The following is an 11,397-nucleotide window of genomic DNA, read 5'->3' on the forward strand; positions in this document are numbered from 1 at the left end:
GATGGGCGAAGAAGAACCTCCAAAGGGAAGACAAGACATGAAAAAAGAGGCAGGATTTTCCGGCCTGAGACCCGAGCAAGGAGAATCCACGTGGAGGCGATCGAGATCAGCCGGGAGGCGGAAGCGGGTCTGAAGAAAAGACCCAAAAGCCTTTTTCCCTGGGAAATACCCTTCTACATGGGGCCGATCACGGTCCTGGTAGTGGTCTTTGTCTTTGCTCCCCTGGTGATCATCCTGTTTTTCAGCTTCCTGAAAGCAGGCCCTCTGGGCGAGATAGTGTACCGGTTCAACCTCGATAATTTCCGGGCCATCCTTGGAGGCGGCTATGGAAAGGTCTTTCTTTACTCCTTTTATCTTGCTGCACAGACAAATCTGGCATGCATCGTCTTGGCCTATCCGCTGGCCTACTTTATCGCGAGGTACGGAGGCAGATGGAAGATCTTTCTCATCTTCATGGTCATCATCCCCTCCTGGGTGGCCTATCTTATCAGACTTTACGCCTTCAAGACCATAGTGGGAAAACAGGGCCTCATCAACAGCCTCCTCATCCACCTCGGGCTCATCTCAGCCCCCATCGAGATGCTCTACACACCCTTTATCGTCATGGTCGGCCTGGTTTACACGTGGTTGCCCTTTATGGTTCTCCCTCTCCATGCCTCCCTGGAAGGGCTCGATCCGGCCCTACTCGAGGCTGCCACGGATCTGGGGGCCACACCCATCCGCCGCTTCTTCAGGGTCACCCTCCCCCTCACCCGGGGGGGGCTCATCGCAGGATCGATACTCGTGTTCATCCCCACTCTGGGAGACTGGCTCGTTCCCTATCTGCTGGGTGGGTCGAAGGTTATGATGGTTGGAAACCTGGTCGCCGAAAAGTTCATCATGCTGGGCAATATCCCGGAGGGCTCCAGCCTAGCCGTCATGCTGGCAGCCACGCTGGTCCTGATTCTATACCTTTCCATCAAATGGGGGGGGAAGGAAGCGATGGAGAGAATTCTGTGAACCGAAGAAATGTCGCCTCGAAACTCCTCGGCCTGATGTCTTTCTGCATCTATTTCTTCCTATGGGCTCCGGCTCTTGTCATCATCGTCTTTTCTTTCAGCAGCAATAAGTACGGCGTAAAATGGGAAGATTTCACCACCCGCTGGTATGTTTTCCTCTTTCACAACATGGATGTGAGAGATGCCCTCTTCCGGAGCCTTGTGGTCGCATCCGTCACGGTCATCGTCTCCACAGTGATAGGAACCATCACGGCATACGGCCTCTACAAGTTCCGTTTCAGGGGCAAACAGCTCCTGCGGACATCCATCCTTATTCCAATTGTCTTGCCCAGTGTCGTGACAGGAGCTTCGTTGCTCGTGTTTTTTACTAGGCTGATACACATCCCCCTGGGATACCCGAGTATCATCCTGGCCCACATAACCTTCAGTACGCCCCTGGCCGTATTTGTCATCCTCGGGAGAATGCAGAGAATAGACTGGGCCTGGGAAGAGGCCGCACTCGACCTGGGAGCAAACCGGGTCCGCACTTTCCTGAGAGTGACCGGGCCCCTCTTGCTACCGGCCATCATAGCCTCGGCGGTTCTGATCTTTCCATGGTCCTTTGACGATTTCGTTATCACTTATTTTGTGGCGGGAATCGGTACCACGACTCTACCGATCTATGTGTTCTCCCAGATTCGGTTCGGCGCCACCCCTGTCATCAATACCATCGGGACGCTCTTTGTGGCCGTGACCATAGGAGCGCTCATCGTTTTTCGGCTGGTAGAGAAGAAGGGGGAATCCATTTAGGGAAGGCGGATCTGGGGGAGAGAGACCAGGCCTCTTAGTCCACCTTCACGAAAGGGGGTGAGAGAAGAGCTTTCGGTATGGAGACCACATGGATCAGGAGAAGATTGATTCTTGAACAAAGGCTCTGTTCCATGAAGCCCTTGCAGAAGTAAGAACCTGCAGGAAGGAGGTCACTCAAATGAAGATGAAGAATCTCGGCAAGGTTGGCATGGCTTTTTTCTTCTCGATTGTTTTCACCATGGGTGTGCTGTCCGGCGCCCTGGCCGAAGGCAAATACAAGGATTACCCGGTACCAAAGGCCTGCATGGATCAGGTCCGCAAGGAGGGGAGCAGGCTTTTCATCTACGACTGGGCCGAGTGGTGGCCCGAGGATCTGTTTGCCAATTTCACAAAGGAATTTGGCGTAAAGATCACGAGGGATCATTTTGCGGACTCAGAGGAGATGGTGACAAAGATCAAGCTCAATCCCAAGGCCCCCTACGACCTTGTCACAGGCATAGGGCCTGAACATGTGATGCGGCTGAAGGGGTTGGGCCTGGTCCGGCAGCTCAACCATGACTGGCTTCCCAATGTGGATGCCTATCTGGAAGACCAATACAAGAAGCTACCCTATGATCCGGGCAACCATTTTCAGATCGGCGATTCTGTCTACTTTACGACCTACACGTACAACTCGAAATACGTGGACCCCAACGACCCCTTGATCCCCTCGTGGAAGCTGCTTTTCGAGGGCAAGAAGTACGCAGGCAAGATTACCATGATCGACAACATGTTCGAGACTGTCGGCACGGCCTTGAAGTATCTCGGATACTCGTACAACTCTGTGAACGAGAAAGAGCTGGAAGAGGCAAGAAAGGTTCTGCTCAAGCAGAAACCAATGGTGATGGCTTACGATTCCTGGCCGAGGCGACTCCTGGTGGAAGAGGAGGCCTGGATCTCGCACCTGTGGGTCGGAGACAGTTGGCTCCTCCATCAGGATATGCCCACTATACTGGGGGCCCTGCCGACAGAGGGGACTTTTATGGCCCTGAACACGGACTTTCTTCCCATAGGCGGTAAACATCCGGCGGCGGCACACCTGTTTCTCAATTATCTTTTCCGGACGGATGTGAACGCAAAGCTGATCCAATGGATCGGCTATCCTCCTGTCCACAAACACGTCATGGAGCTGATGTCCGATGAGATGAAGAAATGGCCCGGCTTCATCATCAAACCGGAATATGCCAAGAAGTGTGACATCTTCGATATCAAGGCTGTTACCGGAAGGGGAAGAGAGCTGAGAGCTAAGATATGGGAGGAGCTGAAAAAATAGCTCCTCTGCCGTCTCTGATACAGTGGGGAGGGGGGATTTCTTTGTTCCCCCCTCCCTGCTGGGGGGGCTTTGTAGTGCCTTGGGCGAGCAAGAGGAAAGCGCCGGAATCCTCTTGTTCTACTTTGCAGGACGAAGGGTCATAAGGGATGAAAATTGGGAACGGCAAACCGCCAGGCGCTGGCCAAACAGGACTCGCCCTGGAGGTAAGAGACGCGGTAAAACGGTTTGGAGAAATCACGGCGGTCGACCATGTAAGCCTGGCCATCAGGGAAGGGGAGATATTCTCGCTTCTCGGCCCCAGCGGTTGCGGAAAGACCACTCTCCTCCGGATTGTGGCAGGCCTGGAAACGCCGGACGAGGGTGATGTCCTGATCGCCGGGAGGGTGGTCAACAACGTGCCTCCTTACAAGAGAGACTGCAGCATCGTATTCCAGCAGCTGGCCCTTTTCCCCCACATGTCGATCTTCGACAACATCGCCTTTGGTCTGGTCGAAAGGAGGGTGGCCAGGGAGGAAATCAGGCAGAGGGTTTTGGAGGTGCTTGCCTTTGTCAACCTGGAAGGAATGGAAACCAGGAGGCCGAGCCAGCTCAGTGGCGGCCAGCAACAGCGGGTCGCTCTGGCACGTTCTCTGGTTCTGAAGCCCAAGGTGCTGCTCCTTGACGAACCTCTCGCATCCTTGGACCGGAAGTTGAGAAAGGAGATGCAGGTCGAACTGAAGAGAATCCAGCGGGAGGTGGGAACAACCTTTCTCTATGTTACCCATGACCAGAAGGTGGCACTCAGCCTTTCCGATAGGATCGGTGTGATGAAAGACGGAAGGGTCGTTCAGATAGGGACATCGAGCGAGATATACGAGACCCCTAAGACCACCTTTGTAGCTTCTTTCATGGGAGCAACCAACATTTTCCTGGGAGAGATGATCTCCAGGGGGAATGGAAAGATCCAGCTCGAAACCCGGGAGGGTCTTAGGATACTGGCCCCCGAACCTGAGGAGGCGGAGTGCGAGAAGATTACGGGCTGCTCCGTTCACCCGGAGCTGATTCAGGTTCTTTCCGAGACAGGTGAGGGACAGCCCCTTGACCCGGAAGAGAACAACGCCTTTCACGGCACAATCGACGAGGTCTTCTACCAGGGCGACTTCTCTGAACTCACGGTTTTGATACGACCGTCCGACACCCCCCTTACAGTTCATCTCGGTAGAGGCGAGGCACAAAATATAGAAGCTTCACCTGGCAAGGAAGTGATTGCGCGTTGGAACTGGCGCCAGAGCAACGTGTTGGTCGGCTGAGAAGGCTGGCTGTAGGGTTGAACACGAATACGGGCTCTGGGGATTTCAACTGCTTTTGGAGGAGAGATGGCTATGGAAGAACCAGATCCAGCCTATGGGGCCCATCTCATGGCCTACGCTGGGATCCCAACTTTCATGCACCGGCAAGCGAGCCGCAGGCTCTACGGAGTAGATGAGGCCATCGTAGGCATCGCCTTTGACAGCGGTGCCAGCAGTTTTCGTAGCGGCACCAGATTTGGCCCGCGGAAGATCCGCGAGGCTTCACTCGCTATTTGGGGATACAACAGGATTCTCGGTGTCGCACCCCTTGAAGTCATGAGGATTGTGGACTACGGTGACGTAGCCGTGCAGCCCACCGACATTCAGACCACCATAGAGGCCATAACCGCCGAAGTGGGGGCTCTTCTGGATCGTGGTCCTAAGGTTATCGCACTAGGGGGTGACCATTCCATCACCCTCCCGCTCCTCCGGGCCCATGCGGCAAGGCTAGGCCAGCTGGCCGTGGTACATTTCGACTCGCATGCAGATACCATGGAGGGAAGGATAGATCACGGAACACCTTTCCGCCACGCCATTGAAGAGGGATTGATCCATCGGGATGCTTACATCCAGATCGGTATAAGGGGTCCTCTTCTCGACTCAAGAGAGCTTGCAGCCGCAGAGAGCCTCGGTGCCAGGATACTGCCCATAGAGGCCTGTTTTGAAATGGGCATGCCCTCGGTAATCAGGACCATTCAGGACCTGATGGGCGGTCGTAGGGTCTACGTGTCCCTTGACATCGACGCGGTCGATCCGGCCTACGCTCCCGGCACGGGAACGCCGGAGATCGGCGGCTTTACAAGTTACCAGATGCTGCAGATGGTGCGGGGATTGGCGGGACTCGACCTGGTGGGATTCGACCTAGTAGAGGTGAGTCCCCCTTATGATGCCGGAGAGATCACCTCTATTTTGGCAGCAAACCTTGCATTTGAGTTTCTCTCTCTTCTGGCTGTGAACAGGCTATCATCCGAGAGGAGACCTGCAAGATGAATCATGACATGGGCATTTACGAAAGGCTTGCAGGGGCCTTGGACAGGCTACCCAATGGCTTTCCTAGAACCCTCTCCAACGTTGAGATACCGCTTCTCAAGAAGATCTTTTCTCTGGAAGAGGCGGCCCTTGCCTGCCAAATGGGTCGCACCTTTGAACCTGCAGAGACCATAGCCGAGAGGGCCAAACATCTTCCCGAGGAGACGAGGGCCCGGTTAATGAAGATGGCAGAACGGGGCCTTGTCTGGGTCGATCAAGACCTGCCCCGGCCGGGATTCAGACTGGCACCCTTTATCATCGGAATCATCGAGGACCAGGTTCTCCAAACCAGGGATCCCGAACTCGCCCGGCTCGCAGACAGGTATATGGCAGAGGGCGGCGCAAGAGGGATCATGAGTCCGGATCCGGCCCTTCACCGTGTCATTCCTGCACGGGGGTCGGTCAAGTCTGAATGGGTACTGCCCTATGACGATGTTCGAGCTATCCTGCTCACATCCAAGACCTTCCGTGCCAGGGACTGCTTCTGCCGAACCCAGCAGGATTTGGTGGGAGGCCGGCGGTGTAGCTATCCCATCAGAAACTGCCTTATTTTCTCGTCGGAGTCCTCGGCACATTCTTCTGAGCACGAAATCTCCCAAAAGGAAGCTCTTGCCCTTTTGGACGAAGCAGAGCATATCGGCCTGGTTCACACGGTGAGCAACGTGGCAGGAGGGATTGGTTATGTCTGCAACTGCTGCGGATGCTGCTGTGAGATCCTCCGGGCAATCAACGATTGGGGGGTGGAAAACTCGGTCGCTGCTGCCAACTACTTCGCGGTCATCGACCCTGACAGGTGCGTGGGATGTGGAACATGCATCGATCGATGCCAGGTTCATGCCATCTCTAAGCAGGAAGGGGTGGCCCTTGTAGACCTGAAGCGCTGCATCGGGTGCGGCCTCTGCGTCACAGGATGCCCCAACGGTGTGGCAAGGCTTGAAAGAAAACAAGAAAAAGAGCTCCTCCAACCACCGACCGACTACATCACGTGGGAAGAAGAGCGCCTCCGCAACCGCGGACTGACCGAGTAGCAGCGGCCTTTCCCGCCATCCCTTACCGGCCTAGAGATCGTCAAAACGGTAGACATCCTCTCGCCTGGAAAGCCGGTCGCCGTCGAACCTCACCCCTTCGCGGGCCAGAAGCGCCTTCTTCTCCTCAATACTCGGGCCTTCGACCTGTCCGGAAAAACCACCGATCGTCAGGTCGGAGCGGATCACCCGGTGGCACGGAACCTCGGGTGCAAAGGGGTTCACTCTGAGCGCCTGGCCCACGGCCCGGCTAGAACCACAACCGATCGCCCGGGCCAGATACTTGTATGTGGTCACCTTTCCTCGGGGAATCTTTCTCGCAGCAGCATAGACCCGGTTTTGAAATTCGGTGACCTCTCCACGCTTTCTCTTCATAGCCATTGGGCCTCCTCTCTCGGGCCGCATATTCCTTCAAGAAATCTCCCTGCCTTCCTCGTAGCCTTTCAGTATCCGATGGCACACCCGTCCTTTCGTGGATCAGATCCACCTATCAATACGCCTCCTGAAGGCTCCAGCCACACGCCCTGAAATCCACCGAAAACATCAACGGCCTCCCTTATCCTGTGCCCCCGTGCAAGGAGCTTCTGCCTGGTCCTGTATGGAATCGAAGACTCGAGGTGCAACTCGGTGCCGTCATGGAAAAACCTCGGCTCGTCACAGGCCTCCTGAACTCCCAGGCCGAAAACATAGAGATCGTTCAATATCTGGACATGACCCTGGGGCTGCATGTGTCCCCCCATGACACCGAAGGCGAGCTCGGGTCTCCCATCTCCGAGTACCATGGCGGGGATGATCGTGTGGAGGGGCCTCTTGCCCGGTTCAAGGCAGTTGGGGTTTCCCCTGTCCATGGAGAAGAGACTCCCCCTGTTCTGCATGATGATCCCCGTATCACCTGCCACCAGTCCTGAACCAAAGTGGGAGAAGATCGATGAGATGAAGGACGCGACGTTTCTCTCCCTGTCGACGGCGACAACATAGACAGTATCCGAGGGGCTCTGCCTGGTCTGTACGGTGGACGCCCGATCGGGATTGAACCAGTTCTTGAACCGCCCGATCCTCTCGTCGGAGACCAGCCGGGTCCAGCCCTGCCCGATGAAGCGGGGATCCCCGAGCCGGGTGTCCCTGTCGAAAAAGGCGAACTTCTTGGCCTCCACCAGCAGATGGATATAGTCCGGCGAATTCAAACCCATGGCCTCGAGATCGAAATCCTCGAGTATCTTCAGCATTTGCAAGACGGTTATCCCCTGGCAGTTCGGCGGAAGCTCGTATACCTCACGGCCCCTGTATTCCGTAGAAATCGGCTCGACCCACTCCGGAACAAAGGACCTCAAATCCCCGATCGAAAGCGGCGATCCATGGCAGGCCATGGCACTGCAGATCCTCTCCCCCAGTTCGCCCTTGTAAAACGATTCCACCCCTTCCCGGGCCACGGTCGAGAGAGTCGCTCCAAGAGGCCTGTTTACGAAAACCTCACCCGGCAAAGGCGCCCTCCCATCAGGCAGATAGAGCAGAGCCGAGCCCCCGTGTTCACGCAAAAAGGGGACCGCACGCCTCCACTGGCAGGAGATGACCTCAGTCACGGGAAACCCGGCCTCTGCATAGCCGAGAGCCGCTTCGAAGAGTCTTTCCCAGGGGAGCCTTCCATACCTCTCATGAAAGGCGGCAAGCCCGGCCAACGCTCCCGGAACCGTGATGGTGAGAGGGCCACTCTGAGGCATGGTTGTGAAGCCCCTTGCAAGGACCGTCTCAACGGACAAGCCGGCAGGCGCAGGGCCGCTGGAATTCAATCCCACCAACTCTTTTCGGGCTGAGTCGAAATAGAGCCCGAAAAGGTCGCCGCCCGGCCCGTTCATGAAGGGCTCCACGACCGTGAGGGTATTGAGCATGGAGATGGCAGCATCGGCGGCACTCCCGCCCTTGCGCATAATCTCGACCCCTGCGAGGGTCGCCAGGGGCTGGCTCGTTGCGCAAATCCCCCCTGCCGAATAGACTGCGCAGCGGTAGCTCCTCGTCTCTGCCGGTCTATCCACGAGATCACCCCGGAAGGTATCGCCCCTTCTTGCCAGGAGCCTGCCCTGTTGACAGCCTCACCTGTGCCAGAAACCAGGAGGCATCGGTCGTGTCCACCTCTGTTTTCTATCATACTCTCGGGCTTCGAGGAGTCAAGCATATTGGCAGATATGAGACGGCCAAAGGGGCATGCGGGCCGAGGTGAGCCGTCGGCCCTCGATTTGTTCCGGTCTGCGATAGTGGTTTCGCCCACACCACCTCCAGGGCGGGCTCATCCTGCACGAGGCCTTGCTCAATTCTTCCGAGCCTGATAACTTCTCCCATGGAAGCGCGATCCCCTGTGCGGAAGGATTCAAGACACGGTGCAGGATGTGCCTGCCCCCCCCTCCCAAGTCCGAAGGTACCGGGCCGGAGGCTCGAGAGGCCTTTCCCCTCGTCCCGCAACAGTGAGGGCCGGCGCAAAACAGGAGTCTTGAGTCGAAATGGTGAAGATTCGAGAGCGATTGAGGAATCCGGTCTTCCTGCAGGCCGTGAAGAAATCGATCTTTGTCACCCTCCTAACCATGCTGACTGTCTTCCTGGCGGCGGGACGGCTGACATACTGGCAGGGCTGGCTCTACATCGGAATCCTGTTGGGCGACCTGTCGGCCGTCATCCTCTTCGTGCCGATCGATCTTCTGCACGAACGAATGAAGCCGGGACCCGGAAGGAAGAGGTGGGACAAGATCCTGGTCGCTCTGCTCTTTCCTCTGAGCTATTCGGTCGTCGTCGTGGCGAGCCTCGACGCAGGTCGATACGGCGAGGGCCTTTCATTATCGCCGTACGGGTTGGGCATGGTGCTCCTGGTCTATGGATTCTCCTCCGTGATTTCCATTTGGAGCATGCTCGTCAACCCGTTTTTTTCGAGCGTCATGCGGATTCAGGCCGACAGGGGCCATCAGGTGATCTCCAAGGGGCCCTATTCGGTGATCCGGCATCCGGGTTATCTCGGGGAGATCTTGGGTATTTTGGCAACCCCGCTTCTGCTCGGCTCTCTGTGGGGTTTGGTCCCGGCCGGAGCCGTATCCGTCCTGATCGGCGTCCGGGCATATCTGGAGGACACGACCTTACGGCGCGAACTCGAGGGATATGAAGAGTACACCCAGGAAGTCAGATATCGCCTCCTGCCCGGTATATGGTGATGGGTGTGGGTCGTTTCTGCCTCTCGGCAATCCCCTTTTGTTGCGCCATGGTCCTGTCGAAGATGAAGCACGGGGACGGACCTTCGGGTGAGACCGTGCCGGGTTGCGGTGGGCAAGCGGGTGGGGAAACCCGGGAAGAGATGGAAGATAAGGCAAAGGAGGAAAAGCGGAGAAGGGCCGAAAAAAAAGATTAACATGTCAAGTTCTGTACAGTATAAGTCAACTGATGTCAAAAGAAGTCAAATCCAAGGGAGAGGAGGGAAGTGTCTGCCTCAAGCCAGGAATCTGAAGATCAGCTCCTTTCGCGGACTCCACAAGATCGGGCTCAAGCTCCGGGATTCTAAATCCGAGCGCGACAAGTTCGTGGAAGATCCGGTCAAGTATCTTGAAGATGCCGGCATCTCGGTTCCTTCGGAGCTCGAGGTACAGCTCAGAAACCAGGCTTTCAGCCTGGAGACCGTCCTGACCGGGAAACACGACCCGGTTGCGGCCATTCCGGTGGCTTGAGTGGCGATCTGAATCTCCGGTACGGAGATTACACGTCATCTGACGCTAAGGGGAAGGGGTAGGGTATACACCTTCCCCTGTCTCTTCCGTGCTCGGCCAGTGCCTCGGGGAAGGTGATCGGTGTGTTTCTGAATTCAGTTGGGATGCTCCTGACCTTTCGATGCAATGCGATGTGCCGCCACTGCTGCTTTGAGGCCGGGCCGGAGCGTACTGACCGGATGCCCATCGAGGATGCCAGGCGCTTTGTTCGAGAGGTCTCCCGGGCCGGCGGGCGCGGGGTCGTCTTCACTGGCGGGGAGCCTTTTGTGGAGTATGAAACCCTTCGAGCCGTGGTAGCCGAAGCCGGCCGCCTCGGACTGCGGGTCCGGATCGTAACGAACGGACTCTGGGCGGCCAGTGAACGTCATGCCAGACGCCTTCTCCGGGTCCTTTGCCAGGAGGGCTTGAAAACCCTGACCGTGAGCTACGACGAACCTCACGAGGCGTGTGTACCCGGCGAGCGGGTCCGAACCGCCGTTGCCGTGGCACTGGATTTGGGGCTCCGCGTCATCGTGAGTTCTGCGATCCTGGACGGCGACCTCGAATCGGCGGTGTCTTCCCTCCTCGAGCGGCTCGATCTCCCACCACATCCCTCTCTCTGGGTGAAGCCGGGGCACGTTTCCCCCAACGGGCGGGCTCTGTCGAGTTTCGATTCCTCGTCATTTGCCGGCCTCGATCTCTCGAGTGGCGCAAAGCGCCTCGATGGACCATGCGCGTTCGTCGTGGCCGAGCCGGTGGTGACACCGGCAGGAGATCTCGCCGCATGTTGCAGTCCTGCCACCGCGACACGGACCGGTTTCCGCCCGGAATTCGTTGTCGGCAATCTTCATCGGACTTCACTACGCCGCCTCCAGGAGGATTTGGAGACGGATCCCCTTTTTCTGTTCCTCATGCTCCGAGGTCCCTGGGCTCTTCGCCAGGTTGCCGGGGAGTCGGGGGTCGAACCAGACACCAGGACGCCCATCGTCAACCAGTGCGATCTCTGTGCGGCTTTGCTCCATGACGGAGCTGCGACACGGGCCCTCAGGGAATTCCTCCTTCCCAGAAGGGCCGAGTTGGAGCTCCAAGCCATTCACCTCGCGGCCAGCCTGGGGGACCGCTACGACGATTACCTGGAGGCAAGGGCAGGACTCCGGCGACTGGTTGGGGCAGGGTCCGCATAGCCCCTGAGAACGAGGA

Annotated in this window: 11 protein-coding genes; 9 read left to right on the forward strand and 2 right to left on the reverse strand. The window is 57.1% G+C overall.

Annotated features, from left to right (window positions below):
• Positions 1-90: 90 nt before the first annotated feature.
• From JRJ26_01620 to JRJ26_01645, 6 genes are all read left to right on the forward strand, one after another.
• The gene (locus JRJ26_01620) at positions 91-999 is read left to right on the forward strand and encodes an ABC transporter permease (protein ID MBW2056173.1); all 909 of its coding nucleotides are present in this window, start codon (positions 91-93) and stop codon (positions 997-999) included.
• Positions 996-1,787, forward strand: a complete 792-nt coding sequence (locus JRJ26_01625; protein MBW2056174.1) for an ABC transporter permease — start codon at positions 996-998, stop codon at positions 1,785-1,787. Before JRJ26_01620 ends, JRJ26_01625 begins: the two co-directional genes overlap by 4 nt.
• Before the next feature lie 178 nt (positions 1,788-1,965).
• Positions 1,966-3,099, forward strand: a complete 1,134-nt coding sequence (locus tag JRJ26_01630; protein ID MBW2056175.1) for a spermidine/putrescine ABC transporter substrate-binding protein — start codon at positions 1,966-1,968, stop codon at positions 3,097-3,099.
• A 146-nt stretch (positions 3,100-3,245) separates the two neighbouring features.
• A complete protein-coding gene (locus JRJ26_01635; protein ID MBW2056176.1) occupies positions 3,246-4,388 on the forward strand; it encodes an ABC transporter ATP-binding protein in 1,143 nt (380 codons plus the stop codon).
• Positions 4,389-4,460: 72 nt separating this feature from the next.
• Positions 4,461-5,417, forward strand: coding sequence for an agmatinase (gene speB, locus JRJ26_01640; GenBank protein ID MBW2056177.1), 957 nt, complete (start codon positions 4,461-4,463; stop codon positions 5,415-5,417).
• Positions 5,414-6,484, forward strand: coding sequence for a 4Fe-4S binding protein (locus JRJ26_01645; protein MBW2056178.1), 1,071 nt, complete (start codon positions 5,414-5,416; stop codon positions 6,482-6,484). Before speB ends, JRJ26_01645 begins: the two co-directional genes overlap by 4 nt.
• Positions 6,485-6,514: 30 nt before the next feature.
• Here the strand turns inward: JRJ26_01645 and JRJ26_01650 are convergent, their stop codons facing one another.
• Positions 6,515-6,856, reverse strand: coding sequence for an MGMT family protein (locus JRJ26_01650; protein MBW2056179.1), 342 nt, complete (start codon positions 6,854-6,856; stop codon positions 6,515-6,517).
• Positions 6,857-6,924: 68 nt separating this feature from the next.
• Positions 6,925-8,511 carry a gamma-glutamyltransferase gene (gene ggt / locus JRJ26_01655; GenBank protein ID MBW2056180.1) on the reverse strand — a complete coding sequence of 529 codons (1,587 nt, stop codon included), beginning with the start codon at positions 8,509-8,511 and terminating at the stop codon, positions 6,925-6,927.
• 462 nt (positions 8,512-8,973) lie between these two features.
• Between ggt and JRJ26_01660 the strand changes: the two genes are divergently transcribed.
• The 3 genes from JRJ26_01660 to JRJ26_01670 all read left to right on the forward strand — a co-directional run bounded on the left by JRJ26_01660 (position 8,974) and on the right by JRJ26_01670 (position 11,381).
• Positions 8,974-9,672: an isoprenylcysteine carboxylmethyltransferase family protein gene (locus tag JRJ26_01660; protein ID MBW2056181.1), complete on the forward strand. Its 699-nt coding sequence runs from the start codon at positions 8,974-8,976 to the stop codon at positions 9,670-9,672.
• A gap of 195 nt (positions 9,673-9,867) precedes the next feature.
• Positions 9,868-10,179 (forward strand): hypothetical protein, encoded by a 312-nt coding sequence (locus tag JRJ26_01665; GenBank protein MBW2056182.1) that lies wholly within the window; start codon positions 9,868-9,870, stop codon positions 10,177-10,179.
• A gap of 122 nt (positions 10,180-10,301) precedes the next feature.
• Positions 10,302-11,381, forward strand: coding sequence for a radical SAM protein (locus tag JRJ26_01670; protein MBW2056183.1), 1,080 nt, complete (start codon positions 10,302-10,304; stop codon positions 11,379-11,381).
• The last annotated feature ends 16 nt before the right edge of the window (positions 11,382-11,397 follow it).

This window comes from Deltaproteobacteria bacterium (assembly GCA_019308905.1).
Lineage (GTDB): Bacteria > Desulfobacterota > BSN033 > WVXP01 > WVXP01 > JAFDHF01.